This is a genomic window from Eudoraea sp. (genome assembly GCF_049669105.1).
In the GTDB taxonomy this organism is placed as follows: Bacteria; Bacteroidota; Bacteroidia; order Flavobacteriales; family Flavobacteriaceae; genus Eudoraea.
In genome coordinates this window covers 1-16976 of record NZ_JBATKE010000053.1, presented here as the reverse complement: position 1 = coordinate 16976, position 16976 = coordinate 1, and the positions used below count along the sequence as shown (strand labels likewise).

The 16976-nt window shown below is 38.9% G+C and carries 13 protein-coding genes; 11 read left to right on the top strand and 2 right to left on the bottom strand.

The features are described 5' to 3' along the window. The first annotated feature begins 12 nt into the window (after positions 1-12). Together WBM60_RS04470 and WBM60_RS04465 are read left to right on the top strand one after the other, a co-directional pair. Positions 13-1641 (top strand): S8 family peptidase, encoded by a 1629-nt coding sequence (locus WBM60_RS04470; RefSeq protein ID WP_424259218.1) that lies wholly within the window; start codon positions 13-15, stop codon positions 1639-1641. Between the two features lie 12 nt (positions 1642-1653). After that, positions 1654-3519 (top strand): M1 family metallopeptidase, encoded by a 1866-nt coding sequence (locus tag WBM60_RS04465; protein WP_424276558.1) that lies wholly within the window; start codon positions 1654-1656, stop codon positions 3517-3519. A gap of 40 nt (positions 3520-3559) precedes the next feature. Here WBM60_RS04465 and WBM60_RS04460 read toward each other — a convergent pair whose 3' ends face one another. Both WBM60_RS04460 and WBM60_RS04455 read right to left on the bottom strand, forming a co-directional pair. Further along, positions 3560-4765, bottom strand: a complete 1206-nt coding sequence (locus WBM60_RS04460; protein WP_424263367.1) for a succinylglutamate desuccinylase/aspartoacylase family protein — start codon at positions 4763-4765, stop codon at positions 3560-3562. A gap of 3 nt (positions 4766-4768) precedes the next feature. Continuing rightward, the gene (locus WBM60_RS04455; protein WP_424279145.1) at positions 4769-6706 is read right to left on the bottom strand and encodes a CBS domain-containing protein; all 1938 of its coding nucleotides are present in this window, start codon (positions 6704-6706) and stop codon (positions 4769-4771) included. A 41-nt stretch (positions 6707-6747) separates the two neighbouring features. Between WBM60_RS04455 and rnpA the strand changes: the two genes are divergently transcribed. From rnpA to WBM60_RS04410, 9 genes are all read left to right on the top strand, one after another. Further along, positions 6748-7137 carry a ribonuclease P protein component gene (gene rnpA / locus WBM60_RS04450; RefSeq protein ID WP_424263044.1) on the top strand — a complete coding sequence of 130 codons (390 nt, stop codon included), beginning with the start codon at positions 6748-6750 and terminating at the stop codon, positions 7135-7137. Continuing rightward, on the top strand, positions 7118-8746 hold the full coding sequence (locus WBM60_RS04445; protein ID WP_424263042.1) for a S41 family peptidase: 1629 nt from the start codon (positions 7118-7120) through the stop codon (positions 8744-8746). The genes rnpA and WBM60_RS04445 overlap by 20 nt, the downstream gene beginning before the upstream one ends. Before the next feature lie 241 nt (positions 8747-8987). Continuing rightward, the gene (locus WBM60_RS04440) at positions 8988-9833 is read left to right on the top strand and encodes a fumarylacetoacetate hydrolase family protein (RefSeq protein WP_424282799.1); all 846 of its coding nucleotides are present in this window, start codon (positions 8988-8990) and stop codon (positions 9831-9833) included. Positions 9834-9846: 13 nt separating this feature from the next. Further along, positions 9847-10728, top strand: a complete 882-nt coding sequence (locus WBM60_RS04435) for an SMP-30/gluconolactonase/LRE family protein (protein WP_424263038.1) — start codon at positions 9847-9849, stop codon at positions 10726-10728. After that, a complete protein-coding gene (locus WBM60_RS04430) occupies positions 10725-11507 on the top strand; it encodes an SDR family NAD(P)-dependent oxidoreductase (RefSeq protein ID WP_424263036.1) in 783 nt (260 codons plus the stop codon). Before WBM60_RS04435 ends, WBM60_RS04430 begins: the two co-directional genes overlap by 4 nt. 88 nt (positions 11508-11595) lie before the next feature. Beyond that, the gene (gene glgP / locus WBM60_RS04425; RefSeq protein WP_424263034.1) at positions 11596-13239 is read left to right on the top strand and encodes an alpha-glucan family phosphorylase; all 1644 of its coding nucleotides are present in this window, start codon (positions 11596-11598) and stop codon (positions 13237-13239) included. A gap of 35 nt (positions 13240-13274) precedes the next feature. Beyond that, the gene (locus WBM60_RS04420) at positions 13275-14135 is read left to right on the top strand and encodes a fructosamine kinase family protein (RefSeq protein ID WP_424263032.1); all 861 of its coding nucleotides are present in this window, start codon (positions 13275-13277) and stop codon (positions 14133-14135) included. 84 nt (positions 14136-14219) lie between these two features. Continuing rightward, positions 14220-16328: a PQQ-binding-like beta-propeller repeat protein gene (locus tag WBM60_RS04415; RefSeq protein WP_424282798.1), complete on the top strand. Its 2109-nt coding sequence runs from the start codon at positions 14220-14222 to the stop codon at positions 16326-16328. A gap of 142 nt (positions 16329-16470) precedes the next feature. Next, on the top strand, positions 16471-16976 hold a 506-nt coding region (locus WBM60_RS04410; RefSeq protein WP_424282797.1), incomplete at its 3' end, for a Gfo/Idh/MocA family protein.

Sequence of the window (16976 nt, the reverse complement as noted above, 5' to 3'; positions counted from 1 at the left end):
CATAAATTTAATATGACTCTTAAACATTTAAAATCGGCTTTTTATACAAGCCTCGTTATGGTTTTTCTTGCCGGATGCGGCAGTACGGCTTTGGTATTGACCCCCCTTGAAAATATTGATACCATGCCGCTTAAAATATCTGAACTCACAGATGCAGAGAATAAAACCTGGGGGCACGCAGATTTAATTTCGGATACCATCCCCGGGATCAGCCTAAACAAGGCTTATGATGATATTATTAAAAATAAAAAAGGCAAAAAAGTTATCGTAGCTGTACTGGATTCTGGAATTGACCTGACTCATGAAGATCTTGATGATGTTATCTGGATCAATAAGGGTGAACGCCCCGGTAACGGTGTGGACGATGACAATAATGGTTACATTGACGACATACACGGATATAATTTTTTAGGTGAAGCTTATAATGAACAATTAGAATATGTAAGAATCATTAAGTTTAAGATGGGCGATAATGCGATTCAGGAAAAAGCAAAAGCCGAACTACAGGCGGAGTTATCAAAAAACAAGCAAAACAAGGAGCGCTATGAAGAGATTCTAAGTTCTGTAAAAGATGCAGATGCCGCTGTAAAAAAACATTTGGGGAAAAATGACTATTCCAAAAAAGATGTTATTGCTATTAAAACAGAAGATCAGGCCTTGCTTCAATCGGTTGCGGCAATTAAGCAGATGTATAATTTTGCTGATAGTATCCCTGATGTTTTTAAACAACTAAACGAAGGGATTACCTATTTTTCAGAACGTTTGAATTACCATTTGAATGTGGATTTTGATGGCAGGAAAATAGTAGGTGACAATCCTTATGACCTTATGGATTTGGGTTATGGCAACGGAAATCCTAAAAACATGGTAAAAGATGAAAGTCATGGAACGCATGTGGCCGGGATTATTGCTGCCGAACGCGATAACGGGCTGGGGGTAAACGGAGTTGCGAACAATGTGGAAATAATGAGTATCCGGGCTGTGCCCAACGGTGATGAATATGATAAAGATATCGCCCTGGGAATCCGATATGCCGTTGATAATGGTGCGCAAATTATTAATGCAAGTTTTGGTAAATCCTATTCCCTGAATTCAGAATGGGTTTATGATGCAATTAAATACGCAGCAGCTAATGATGTGCTGATCGTGCACGCAGCTGGAAACGATGGCTTGGATTTGGATGACCCTAAGAATACTAATTTTCCAAATGACCAAGCCGATAATAAAGGCACTGAAATGGCAGACAACCTTATCACAATTGGTGCCTTAAATGGTAAATACGGTTCAGAAATGGTTGCTTCATTTTCTAACTACGGGAAAATGAATGTTGATGTCTTCGCACCCGGCGGAAATATCTATTCAACAATGCCGGAAAACAATTATGAGTTTCAGGGCGGGACATCAATGGCTGCGCCAATGGTTTCAGGAATCGCAGCACTAATTCGCTCCTATTACCCAAAACTTACGGCTTCCGAAGTAAAGCGTGTCTTAATTGAATCCGGGTTAAGCACCAGCGCTTCAGTTATTTTGGCCGGGGATACTGAAAAAACCAAACCTTTTGATCAGGTTTCTAAATCAGGGAAGATGGTCAACGCTTATAATGCCTTAATAATGGCGAGTAATATGTCTAAAAGCCTATAATTTATATATTAAATGGTTATAAAGAATAAATTTCCAAAATTCATTTTTGTCTTATTGGTTTGTGTAATGGGCCTCCAGGCGCAGACAAATCATTCCTACTGGCAACAGAGTGTCGATTACAAAATGGAGGTTCTTTTCAATGTTGAAAATTACCAATATACGGGTACTCAAAGTCTTGTTTATACAAACAATTCCCCGGATGATTTAAATCGTGTGTATTTTCATATGTACTACAACGCATTTCAGCCAGGGAGCGAAATGGATATTAGATTACAAAATATTCAGGATCCGGATGGGAGAATGTATGTAAACGGCCAAAGCCGGATTGCCAAGCTCAATCCTGATGAGATTGGTTATCTAAGGGCTTCCTCACTTACTCAGGATGGTGAAAGTGTTTCTTTCAGTCTTGAGGGTACAGTGCTTGAAGTACAATTGGTAAAACCAATCCCTTCAGGAGGTAAAAGCACATTTAATATGAAATTTGAGGGGCAGGTTCCATTACAAATAAGACGTTCTGGCAGAAATAATTCTGAAGGTGTTGCGCTCTCTATGAGCCAATGGTATCCTAAATTGGCTGAGTATGATTTTGAAGGGTGGCATGCAGACCCTTATATAGGCAGGGAATTTCACGGAGTCTGGGGTGATTTTGATGTTAAACTTACGATAGATAAAAATTACGTTGTAGGAGGAAGTGGCTATTTACAAAACCCTCAGGAAATCGGTCATGGCTACGAAGCGCCGGGAAGTAAAACCAAAAAATCCAGGGGCAAAACCCTTACCTGGCACTTTAAAGCGCCTATGGTGCATGATTTTATGTGGGCTGCAGACCCCGAATATATTCATGATTCACTAAAGATGGAAAATGGGCCTACCTTACATTTCTTTTATAAGAACAAACCGGAGCTTCTTGAAAACTGGAAAAATTTACAACCAAAGACTGCAGAAGCCATGGCCTTTTTTAATGAAAATATTGGCACGTATCCCTATGATCAATATTCAGTGATACAGGGTGGAGATGGTGGTATGGAATATGCCATGAGTACGCTTATTACCGGGGAGCGAAAATTTGAAAGCCTTGTAGGTGTTATGATTCATGAATTAGCACACTCCTGGTTTCAACATGTATTGGCTACCAATGAATTAAAACATGCATGGATGGACGAAGGCTTTACTCAATTTATTTCGAATTTATGCATGAATGAAGTGATGAATCAGGGGAAAGACAATCCGTTTGAAAGTACGTATAGTAGCTATTTGTCCCTGGTACAGTCAGGGAAAGAGCAACCCCAGACAACTCATTCCGACAGATATAAGCTCAATACGGCCTATGGTATTTCTGCTTATAATAAAGGATCCATATTTTTATCGCAATTAGGATATGTCATAGGCCAGGATAAGTTAATGGAATCACTTAGGTCTTATTATGATAATTTCAAGTTTAAACATCCTATCCCAAATGATATCAAAAGAACGGCTGAAAAGGTATCCGGGATAGAGTTAGACTGGTATCTTTTGGATTGGACAGAAACCACAAATACCATTGATTATGGAGTTAAAGAAGTTCAAGCTGAAGGCAATAAAACCAAAATTATTCTGGAAAGAGTAGGTCTTATGCCAATGCCCATTGATATTCTGCTGGTTTATGAAGATGGAACTAGAGAAACTTTTTATACTCCCTTGCGCATTATGAGAGGGCAGAAAGATAACCCCTATCCAACTATAGAGAGAACAATTTTACCAGATTGGCCATGGGCTTATCCTGTATTTGAATTTGTTATTGATAAACCTGTCAGTTCCATCAAAGCGGTAGTAATTGACCCGTCACAGCTAATGGCCGATATTAACCTTGAAAATAATATTTGGCAAGCTTCTGAGTAATTGTGGGTACCGGGCAGAGGAGAATGCTTAAAAAAAGTATTTAGTTTTTATACCAAAAGGTGTCTTTGTACATTTCATTTTTCGCGGTCCGCTCCCGATTATTTAAAAGTAAATGTGTTTGATCAACCATTCTGTTCCTATACCCCAGAAGGTGAAAAAAGGGTTTACTAAAGAACCTGGCTATTTTTAAATTTACCTTAAGCTTATCGCGAGCCTCATTTGACCATGAAACTCCCGGAAGTAATGCCAGAAAAGAATCAAATTTTATTCTGCGCAAAAATGCCGAAAATGATAATATCCATCCGGGTATTCTGCGAATAAGAAAAAAACCCTCTTCGCCCTGAACCTGATAAAGAGGCATGAAAACTATAGTGTCTTTATACGCGATAATCTCTTCTCCATTATAATTGGCCATTGCCCTGCCCTTCCGCAATTTATCAAAACTGTGGAAGCCGGGTAACATCTCAAAGTTATCAGACTCAGTAATGCAATGTCTGTGAATTACTTCATAAAAAATAGTATTTCCCTTTGCCGCCAAACTAAGTTGGTCGTGATATTTTTTATAGTGTGGCAATTGTTCTTTAGCAAGCACTCCACTATAAATCATGGTCAACCAGATAAAGGAAATTGAATTTGTTACTGCCTCTGTTGTAAAGTGTTGCCCGGATTCAAAACCTAAGGATACATATCCTTTTTGATTGATATAACTTAATAACGGTCCTTCCAGATATTCTTCTATCCCAAGGATTACCGGAACAGGAAATAAGCAAGCAAATTCCCGGTTTATTAAAGCGTCATTTATTGTGATAAATGGCAATGTAGGGCTGGAAGTGGTATGAAAATCAATAAAGTAGAAAGGAGGAGATTGAGTCTCAAATATATCTGAAATCAGCTGATAAATTTCAGACAATTCATTTTCTTCAACTGAACGCTCTAATTCGCTTCTGCGTTTAATCTCGTCTATTCTGGAATGTGTCCAAATTCGATTTAGATCGTGCTCTAAAAAACGTTTCTTTTCAAGTAGTGCCGGCAAATTGCCCTTAATTCCAAAAATCGATCCTTTTATTTGCAGTTCACCGACTTTCAATTGCCTAAAAACTTGCTCAAGAGCTTCAATCCCTGAGGGTTCATTTCCATGTATTCCTCCAAACAAAACCAGGGTAGGGCCCGTTTCCTTACCGGAAATTTGACCTATTATTCTTTCGGTTTTCAGTTTTACTATGGATTTAGTTTGGATTTGATCCATGAATCATAAATCATTGGTCGTGATAATTCCAATTAATTTTTTTCCTTCTACTACGGGTAAACAATTAATGTTATTAGATCTCATAAGTTCCTTGGCCTCCTTTAATGGTGTTTCCGGGCCTGCAGTAATCAAATCCCTGGTCATTAGTGTGCTAATATTTTCTTTAAGCTTCGCAGGATTTTCCATATAATTTTTTACATCTGTCCAGCTCAGTAATCCGCTAAGGTCAAGATTCTGATCTAATATTGGAGCATGGTGAATATTTTTCCAAAGCATCATTTTTAAAACCAATTCTGCACTGTCATTCTCCTGTGCGCTCAATGTTTTTCTATTCATTCGGTCTTTCACCTTAAGATGATCTTTAGAAATCACATATTCATCTCCTCTTGGTAATTGCCAAATATCTACGGTATAACGCTTTTCCTGTCTCTCATACATTGTGGCTACCAAAATCTTAAGTGAATCCGTTACGCTATAACTTTCTTTGAGTTTTCGGAATGATTTAATCATCCACCTGGAGCCATTATTTGAACGAATTCTATTTTCAATAATAGATAAATAATGTTCTGCGTCTCTTGGTGCAACACCCATGCTATATAGTCCTCTAAAAGCCATGGGTAAAAAGTGATCAAGTAGTAATTCCTGACTGCTAATCAGTTTTCCGTCCCAATAAAACTGTGCTGCCATACCATATCTTGCAGCGTTGAAGAAATTGCCTTTTATATCTTTAAAATTCATTTTATTATGAATTTCATTAAAGGCTTTCGGCCTTCCCATCATCACCCCTACCCATAACATCATATTTGCAATTTCATCATCTGTGGTAGGTCCGGATGGTATATATCTATTCTCAATTCTCACGTGGGGTACATTGTCTGTTACCCCATAACAAACCCTGTTCCATTTATAAATAGTCCCATTATGAAGCGCTAATGCCCTTAATTTTGGCGTTTGACCACTTTTAAGCAACGTCATGCTGTCGGTATCAAAGTCGGTAGTTAACAAGCTCCTAAATCTGATTATAGCATCTTTATAAAAATCCGCTACAGATCCTGAAACCCAATCATTTCCAAAGCCTACTCTGGATTCCTTTTCATTGAGAATGAAGGTGCTTGCCCTGGTGTCCACACTTTGAGTAAATAAAGCAATTCGTGTCTCTTCCCATAATTCCTGCCCCAACAACAAAGGAGAATTAGCAGATATAGAAAGTATTGGTCCTGCAATGGCTTGTGCCCAGTTATAGGTGTCCGCAAAATTATCCGCGTCAATTTGAAGATGTGATTGGAAGCTTGTATTACAGCCTTCATAAAGTATTGTGTTGTGATGAAGGTTAACCTCATCTACCCCTTTTATGTGCAACTCTATGTCATCTTTCCTGATATCTTTAATAGCTTCGTTTAAAACCCGATATCGGGTTAAGGGGGTCATATATGACGTTTCTAAATACTTCGTGTCTACAGTAGGCAATATTCCGGTTAGAATAACTTTGGTGCCGTGTTTTGCTGCACTTGATTTGGCTTTATCGATTAATTCTCTTAATTGTTTGTGCAACTCAGAAAAACATTCATCATTTAATACAAGAGGGTCCAGGTTGATTTCTAAATTATAAAGTGTCAACTCAGAAGTAAAGTGAGGGTCATTTATATCCTCGAGGATTTTATCTGCTATATTTGTGGGCTCCCAGTTTTCATTGGTAAGACAGAATTCCTGTTCTGCTCCAATGCGCACCGGGGTCTTTTTAAACATTTTATTTTCCAGCATATATTCAAGTGCTTCAATATCAGTAAGCAATTGATCAATATAACCAACTTTTTCTTCGTTCTGCGTAAGCTTTTTTACATTCAATTCCCCCATAATGCGTGGTATTTTGGTGTATAGCCTTGAAATATAATCCAATGCAAGATAAAATCCTAGTTCACGGATAAATATGATAATTATCATGCTGCCGGGGCATGGTTTTTATTGTTTAATTTAGCGGCGTTATGTCTTCAAAATTTCCAAAAAAAGAAAAGTTAAAAAGCGAAATCCTTATTCGTGGTATTTTTGAAGAAGGAAAATCGATTACCAGCTATCCATTAAAGCTGATCTATTTGGAAATAAAAGATCCGGCCAGAGCAAAAATTCAATGTGGGGTTACGGTACCCAAAAGAAATTTTAAAAGTGCGGTAAAAAGAAATCGCATTAAGAGATTGTTAAGGGAAAGCTACAGGTTAAACAAAGAACAAATTTTTAACAACATCGAGGGAAGCTTTGCGTTTCTATTTTTATATATTGGAAAGGAAATACCCGGATACGAAGAAGTAGAAAAGCACATGCGGGTAATTTTACAGAAATTTTTAAAAAAAGTAAGTAATGAAAACTCTATTGAGTAAAAAAGTCCTGATACCTTTACTGGCGTTGGTTATGCTAGCCGTTGGAAGTAGTTTTAAAAGTGATTTTTTTGAAATTGCTAAACAGATAGAAATTTTTACCACCTTGTTCAAGGAGCTAAACATGAATTATGTAGACGAGACCAATCCTGCAGAGCTTATGGATACCGCCATAAAGAATATGTTGGATGATCTTGACCCATACACTAAATTCCTAAATGAGCAGGATGTTGAGGCTTATAAAATAAACAACGCAGGGGAATATTCCGGCATCGGATCTTTGGTTCGTTCATATGACAGCAAACTGGTGATTATTGAACCATATAAAGGTTATCCTGCTGATAAAGCAGGCTTAAAAGCGGGAGATGAAATCATTAAAATTGGAGACATCTCCATTGCAGATTTTAAAGACGATGCCAGTGAATTATTAAAAGGAGCCAACAATACCAAAGTTGAAGTAACGTACCAAAGACAAGGTAAAATAAATACTACTGTAATTGAAAGAGAGGCTATCGAAGTTGATGCCGTCCCCTTTTACAATATGGTAAATGAAAATACAGGCTATATAGTGCTTTCCAAATTTAATGCAAAGGCCTCTTCCCAAACAAAGGCTGCTCTTCTCGATTTAAAGGGGAAAGGTGCTGAACAAATTATTTTAGATCTAAGAGGAAATCCCGGTGGGCTCTTATCTGAAGCAATTAATGTTACAAATCTCTTTGTGCCTAAAGGCGAGCTGATTGTAACGACCAAATCCAAAGTAAAAAAATTCAACAGTGAATACAAAACAAAAAATCAACCCGTGGAGGAAGACATCCCATTGGTTGTCTTAATAAATGGCGGAAGTGCATCGGCCAGTGAAATTGTTTCAGGAAGTCTCCAGGATTTGGATCGTGCTGTAATCATTGGGGCGCGTAGTTTTGGCAAGGGATTAGTTCAACGGCCTCTGCGGCTTACCTATGGAACTCAATTAAAAGTTACTATCTCCAGATATTATACCCCTTCCGGACGTTGTATACAATCGTTGGATTATTGGAATAGAGATGAAAATGGCAATGCTGTAAAAACCACAAAATTTAATGAATTTAGGACAAGAAATGGCAGAAAAGTTGAAGATGGTGGAGGGGTTATGCCAGATATTGAAATAGCAGCTCTAAAAACTAACGCCCTAACTAAGGCGCTCATAAACAATAGTGTTGTTTTTGATTTCGCCACCAACTATTACTATCAAAATACGATTACAAATGTTGCCGACTTTGACTTTAGTTCTTCAGATTTTGAAGAATTCAGAAACTATGTATCTCAAAGCAATTTCAATTTTGAAACCAAAACGGAAAAGGCTCTAAAAGAGGCAATTACAGGTGATGACAAGGCCATATATGGCGCAGATATACAGGATAGCTACAAAAGCCTGTTAGCAGAAATTAGTAAACGCAAACTCAACGCCCTGGAAACGTATCAAAAGGAAATTCAGATAAATCTTCAGGACGAAATTATAAAGCGCTATTTCTACAGAGAAGGCCTTTATCAGTATTATTTAAAAAATGATGAGGCCATACTAACGGCTGTCGATCTGATGGAAGATAAAGCAAAATATCAGTCTGTCTTGAAGTAGGTATTTAAAACAGCTTTAGATACCCTGTTTTACCACTTTCTTATGCCCTGGAGAATATTAATCTCCGGGATTTTATTACCTTGTTTTTAAAACGCGCACTAATCCCCGATGATTGTGCTTTTTTCTCAACTCTATTTTTAAGTTGGGGCTAATAAAACGATGTTTACTTTTTAAGATTTAATCTCATATAAAATTGGTATAAATTGATTGACGTTTGACCAAAATTTAAATACAACCAACTATGAAACTTATACGCTTTGGCGAAAAAGAAAATGAAAAGCCCGGTGTTCTTCATCTAGGCAAAAGATTAGACTGCTCCGAAGAATTCAGCGATTGGGACAGAAACTTTTTTCAAAATAATGGCTTACAAAGACTAGACAAGTACTTAGTATCCAATGCCGCTGAGTTGCAGGAAATTCCTGATTCTGTAAGACATGCCCCCTGTATTAGCAGGCCTGGAATGATTATGTGTATAGGGCTTAATTATTCTGAACACGCTGCGGAATCTAATATGGCCATTCCCGAAGAACCTATTATTTTTGGCAAAGCTACCAACACCTTAAGCGGCCCCTATGATGACGTATCTATTCCAAAAAATTCTATCAAAACAGATTATGAAGTAGAACTTGGGGTGGTTCTGAATAAAGATGTTCTCTACCTCAAAAATGAGGCGGAGGCCGCAGAAGCTATCGCTGGATATTGCGTTATAAATGATTTGTCTGAAAGGTCATTTCAATTAGAAAAAGGAGGGCAGTGGATTAAAGGTAAATCATGCCCGGGCTTTAGTCCTGTTGGCCCATACCTGGCCACTCCGGATGAATTAGGGGATCTTAATAATTTAAAAATGACTTTATCTGTAAATACGGATTTAAGGCAAAATGGCAATACTTCAAATATGATTTTCAGGCCGGCCTTTATTATCTATTACCTGTCCCAATTTATGCTTCTTGAGGCGGGTGATTTAATTTCTACCGGTACACCTGCCGGCGTTGGTATAGGCTTAGATCCACCCTCTTACCTTTCTAAAGGAGATTTGGTTGAGTTAAGCATTGAAGGGCTTGGAACTCAAAAACAAAAAATGATTTAAATACATTTACAGGGTGCAGAAAGCAAATCTTGTTTATGATGCAAAAGCAACGCTTGGAGAAGGTCCTTTTTGGGATCATGAGTCTGAGCAGCTATTTTGGGTAGATATAGAAGCTGGTATCATTCATGGACACTGCTTGAAAACCAATAAGAATTCTGAATGGTGTTTTGATGAAATGATAGGGGCGGTAATCCCAATTAGTACGGGTAAGTTGCTTTTGGCGATGGAGAGCGGTATTACCTCCTTTAATTATCAGACTAATGAGCTCAAACGCCTTCACATCCTGGAAAACTCCGATCAAAATTTGAGGTTTAACGATGGTAAATGTGATTCCTCTGGCAACTTCTGGATAGGAACCATGCATAAAAATCTTAAGCCTGGCTATGGTAATCTTTTCAAGCTGGATAAAGATTTAAAGGCGACCTTACAAATTAGAAATACCTCCATTTCAAATGGGATGTCCTGGTCTCCTGATAATACTAAATTTTATTATATTGATACTGCTGTTTATGAGGTTTGGGAATATGATTTCGAGCTTTCAGCCGGTGAAATTTCTAACCGGAGAACCTTATTCAAAATCCCTCAATCCTATGGCGGAGCGGATGGAATGACAATTGACCAGGAAGGGATGTTATGGATTGCTCATTGGGGTGGTGGCTGTGTGAGACGTTGGAACCCGAAAACAGCTGAAGTTGAAGAGAAAATTGTTGTCGATGCGCCTCATGTCACTTCTTGCTGCTTTGGAGGCAAAGAAATGACAACATTATATATTACAACTGCCCGGAGCGGCATGTCGGAAGAAAGTCTTAGGCATTACCCACAAAGTGGAGGGCTCTTTAGTTATAAAACAAAAATTGGTGGTTTTAAGGTTAATTGTTTTAAAGGCAATCTATGATCTACACAGGAATAAAGGGAAAAGTGGCAATAATAACCGGGGCAGGCATGGGAATAGGTTATGCCATTGCTGAATTATTGCTGAAAAATGGTGCAAGAGTAGTTCTAAATGAGGTAGATGAAAAGGTGGCAGAGAACACATTGATACGTCTGAAGAAAAAATTTCCTGATAGTTGTTCCCTTTTTATTGGTGATGCAGGGGACGTTGCGGTAATTGATAGCCTTGTTCATTTTACGTTGGAACAATATGGCAGAATAGATTTTGTTATTCCGAATGCCGGGATTACCTTATTTGGTGATTTCTTCAAATTTAAACCGCAGGAATTCGACAAAGTAATAGGTCTTAATTTGAAAGGTGCTTTTTTTCTGGTGCAAAAAACCGGAGAAATTATGAAAAAACAAGGTGATGGGGGGCGTGTCATTCTGATGTCTTCCATTACCGGAATCAGGGGATACCCCGATTTAACGGCCTATTCCATGACTAAAGCAGCCTTGCAAATGATGGCCAAAAGCCTGGTTCTTGCCCTGGCGCCCCATGAAATAACTGTAAATGCCATTGCTCCCGGGGCAACGCTTACAGAGCGTACAAAAGAGGAAGAGCCAGATTATGCAGGAACCTGGGGTAAACTTATCCCAAGAGGTATTGTTGGAAAGCCAAATGACGTGGCCGAAGCCTGTCTTTTTCTGCTTTCTGAGGGGGCGGCGCATATCAATGGCCAAACCTTGGTGGTAGATGGTGGCTGGACAGCAATTGGCCGCTATCCCGAAGATCTGGAGTAGTTTATGCTATAATTGCAAAAAAAAGTTTCTTTCACTTCTGATTCATTTCTATTATTTTAAATTAGTGGCTTCTTAAAAACACCTTTTTATGTCAAGTAAATACAATACATGGTATCATCCCTATAAAACCGATACAAAATATAAAAAAAGAGCCGCTTATTTTAGTATGGAATTTGGTATTCATCAGGCGCTTAAAATTTATTCCGGAGGCCTCGGCTATCTTGCAGGATCTCATATGATTTCAGCAATGGAATTGAAGCAGAATATGATAGGAATAGGAATGCTTTGGAAATATGGGTATTATGACCAGGGCCGAAACACCGATCAGACCTTACAAACCAGTTTTATTGAAAAGCACTATAATTTCCTTGAAGATTCCGGAATAGAAGTAGAGGTGAAAATTCACGATAACCCATCCGTTAAAGTCCGGGCCTACGTTCTTAAACCGGAAGTGTTTGGCTCTGTGCCAATCTATCTGCTTACCACAGATGTTCCGGGTAATGATCATTTGTCTAAAACCATTACAGACCATTTATATGACAATAATACATTAACACGTATCTCCCAAAATATTGTGCTTGGCATTGGAGGTGCCAAGGTTGTTCAGGAATTGGGTGGGGCAGACGTATATCATTTAAATGAAGGGCATGCATTACCCGCTTTTTATTACCTGCGTAATATTGGAATTACCAAAAATCAAATGTTCTTTACTACACATACTCCTGAAAAGGCTGGTAACATGGAGCGAAATGGGCATCTGCTGAATAGTTGTGGTTTCTTTGGAAAAACACTTACCGACGAAGAGTTGCAAAAAGAAGTGGTTAATGATGATATGCTAAACTACACTGTGGCCGCGCTTAGAATGGCCAAAAGAACTAATGCTGTTTCCAAGCTCCATGCTGTTGTTGCCAACAATATGTGGAATAGTTTTAAAGGGACAAGTAAAATTATCCCGATAACCAATTCCCAAAACCAGCATTTTTGGCAGGATAGTATTCTTGCTAAGGCCTGGAAAGGTCTTAATGCAAAGGCGTTTAAAAAGCGAAAACTGGAATTAAAATCTCAGCTTTTTGATGTTGTATTAGATCAGACCGGGAAACTTTTTGATCCCAACATCCTTACTATTGTCTGGGCAAGAAGATTTGCTCAATATAAACGGGCCGACCTGTTATTATATGATCTTGAGCGTTTTGAAAAACTTGTTTCTTCAGTGAACTATCCGGTTCAGATTATTTGGGCAGGGAAACCATATCCTACCGATTATTATTCTATAGACATGTTTAATCACCTTGTAAAGTATACAAAATTTAAACCGAATATGGCGGTCCTTATTGGATATGAAATGGAGCTTTCCCGTAAACTTAAAAAAGGTTCTGATGTATGGCTGAATACCCCAAGAATTACCCGGGAAGCTTCTGGTACAAGTGGAATGACTGCTGCTATGAATGGCTCTATAAACTTAACAATTAACGATGGCTGGATCCCGGAGTTTGCTGTAAATGGTGTGAATTCGTTTGTTCTTCCCGAAGCAGATTATAGATCCCCTGCCTGGGAACAGGATAAATTTGACAGTGATAATCTCTATAATACCCTGGAAAAGCGTGTTCTTCCGACGTTTTATGAGGATCCAAAGAAATGGCAGGAAATGGTTTTTAAAGGAATTGACGGGGTTGTGCCGGCCTTTACAAGCCGCAGAATGGCTGATGAGTATTATAATGTTCTTTATAAATAGGAGAAAATGCCTGTGAGTCTTTTTAATTAAGAAAAATGAACGCTGAGCTTAAAGATTTTATAGGCACGCTCATTGGAACCAAAATTAAAAACTGTGTGCCTGTTTCCGGTGGAGATATTTCCAGGGCATATGTGCTATATACAGATTCTGATCGCATTTTTTGCAAATTAAATAGTTCTTCCACAGCGAAGTCTATGTTTGAAGCAGAAGAAGAAGGTTTGAAGGCTATTGACAAAACTAAAACTGTAAAAACCCCCATTGTTTACGCTGTTAATGCTTTGGAAGAAGGGGCTTGTTTGTTAATGGAGTACGTGGCCTCCAAAAACCCGGAATCAAAGGATTTGGAAATGTTTGGTGTTCAACTCGCAGCAATGCATCAAACAAGTTCCGATTTTTATGGGTGGGATAACCCAAATTTTATTGGAAATTTACCTCAGCCCAACCACAAACATCCCAATTGGGTTTCATTTTATATAAAAGAACGTTTAGACCCTCAATTTCAAACCGCTGTTAGTCGCGGGTTTTTAACAAAAGAAGAGGTTCCGGGCATTGATAAACTTCAATCTGTTCTTAGCTCCTATTGTACAAGTGTTAGACCCTCTTTGCTGCATGGTGATTTATGGAGCGGTAATTACTTAATCTCCGAAAATGGCGAGCCTTATCTTATAGATCCGGCTGTATATTTTGGCCATAGTGAAATAGACTTATCCATGTCCCGGCTTTTCGGTGGTTTTAGCTCTTCTTTTTACGCTGCTTATTTTGAAATTAATCCGTCAAAACCTGGTAAGTCTAATCGTATAGCAATCTATCAACTTTATTATTTACTGGTTCACCTCAACATCTTTGGAAAATCCTATTACCAATCTGTAAAAGAAATCCTGCGAGCACATTTCTGATATAATCTGTATTGCTTATGTAAAAATATCGCTAGCTAAATTTAGATTCTTTTAATACTTTTAAAAACAGCAAAGTTTAGCAGAATGTTTTTAAGGAATTACTATTGTATTGTCTTTTTTATAGCCCTCTTTGTTTCTGGTTGTCAAAATTCAGAAGAGCCTGTTAAGGAGAAATCAACATACACTACCTGGTCTTCTTATTTAGGTGGTCCTGACAGAAATCACTTTTCCACCCTTTCCCAAATAACGAAAGAAAATGTAGGTCGCCTGAAAATTGCCTGGCAATACGAGGCCCCGGATTATGGACAAATGCAAATGAATCCTATAGTTGTAGACACCTTTTTATATGGCGTTACGGCGGCTCTAAGGGTAGTTGCCCTCCAGGCTGAAACCGGTAAAGAAATCTGGCGATATGGAGATTCTTTGCAAGTATGGCATTCAACCAGCAGGGGAGTTTCCTATTGGGAGGAGGGAGAAGATAAACGAATTCTGTTCACAAAAGGTCCTGAATTATTTGCGCTGAATGCCATTACCGGAAAACCCATTACCTCGTTTGGAGTTAATGGTAAGGTTGATATGCATATAGGCATGTCAGAAACAGCAAAAGATAAGTTTGTTATATCAAATACCCCCGGGACTATTTTTGAAGACCTTATTATTATGCCACTAAGGGTTTCCGAGGATGTGGGCGCTGCGCCCGGGAACATTATGGCTTTTAATATTAAAACAGGAAAGCTTGAATGGGTTTTTCATACCATTCCTCCCCCGGGGGAGGCGGGCAACGAAACCTGGGAGGATAAAAACCCCTTGGTTGGAGCGGCAAACAATTGGGCCGGGATGGCGGTTGATGAAGCCAGAGGTATTATTTACGTACCTACAGGTTCTGCGGCTCCGGATTTTTATGGAGGCATCCGAAAAGGAAGTAATTTATTTGCAAATTGCCTACTCGCATTAGATGCAAAAACGGGCAGGCGACTATGGCATTTTCAATTCACACATCACGATATTTGGGATCGGGACCCGCCGGCGCCTCCTAATTTAATTACCATTAACAGAAAAGGCAAAAAAATCCCTGCTGTGGCGCAGGTTACAAAACAGGGCTATGTATATGTTTTCCACAGAGAAACTGGTGTTCCCTTATTTGATATAAATGAAGTGCCTGTCCCCTCCTCCTCCCTAAAAGGTGAAAAAGCCTGGGAATCGCAACCATTTCCGGTTTCTCCAAAGCCCTTTGCGCGTCAGTCTTCAGAATTGACCGAAAATGATATCAACCCGTATGCCAAAAACCAGGATTCACTTAAAGCTATCCTAAATAACGCGGATAAACGCATTTATGCCCCGCCCGGCCTCAAGCAGGTTTTGCTTTTTCCGGGATATGATGGTGCGGCCGAATGGGGTGGTGCTTCAGCAGATCCGGAAGATGGTATTTTATATGTTAATTCCAATGAAATGCCCTGGATAATGGAAATGGAAGAAAACAAACCCGCTCCCGAAGGTCTTTCCTATGGAGAAAGTGTTTATCAAAAATACTGTGCTGTTTGTCACCAAAAAGACAGGAGTGGAATGGCTGCAAGCGGATTTCCCTCTTTGATAAATATTAGTAATAAATTAAGCAAAGAAGAAGTGCTTAGTCAAATTAAACTTGGAAAAGGTATGATGGTCGGTTTTCCGCAGCTAACATCAATCGAAAAAGAAGGTCTTATCAGTTTCCTGATGGACGAGGATGATAAAAAAGAAGTAGGGTCTAACCTTCCTGCATCGGAAGACATTCCATATAAACATAAGGGGTACAATAAGTTTTTGACAAGTGATGGCCTTCCTGCTATTTCGCCTCCATGGGGAACCCTCCATGCTATTGATCTCAATTCAGGGGAATTTATCTGGTCTGTGCCTTTCGGAGAAATTCCCAAATTAAAAGAACAGGGATACCCAACAACCGGAACAGAAAATTATGGCGGTGCCGTGGTTACAGAAAATGGCCTGCTGTTTATAGGAGCTACAAAAGATGGTTACTTCAGGGTATTCGATAAACACAACGGAAAGGTTCTTTGGGAATTTAAATTACCTGCCGCAGCCTTTGCAACACCGGCAATGTATGAGGTTAATGGAAAACAGTATATTGCTATTGCCTGTGGAGGAGAAAAATTGGGAACAGAGAAAGGGAATCAGATAGTGGCATTTTCTTTAGATTAGTATGGCCGTTTTTAAAAAGAGACCATTAATATCGCTTAAATTAAATTTAAGTGGCTTGGCTTATAAATATATAAGAAGTGTGCTATTTTTAAACCTCGGGAATTATAGCTTTCTTTAATTCTTTGTATAAAACGAACTGAATATGGAAAAAATTAAAATCCTTGTTGTGGGTTGTGGAAATATGGGTACCAGCCATGCTCGTGCATACTACAAATTACCGGGTTTTGAAATTGCAGGATTGGTTAGCAGAAAACCCCAAAGCCGGGAGCGACTTTCTGATGAATTGGGTGGCTTGCCTAAATTTGGTGATTTTAAAAAGGCTTTGGCCACTACCAAACCCGATGCTGTGGCCATAAGTACCTATCCAGATACCCACGCAGCCTATGTTAGAGAAAGTCTGATGGCGGGGGCTCATGTATTTGTTGAAAAACCCATAGCCTTAACCGTTGAGGAGGCAGAAGAACTTGTTGAATTGGCTAAAACAAAAAAGAAAAAATTAGTTGTTGGTTATATTTTAAGGGTTCACCCTGCCTGGACAAAATTTGTGGAAACTGCTCAAACCCTTGGTAAACCACTTGTAATGAGAATGAACCTTAATCAACAAAGTTCTGAAGAGCAATGGTATACGCATAAACAACTAATGCAGTC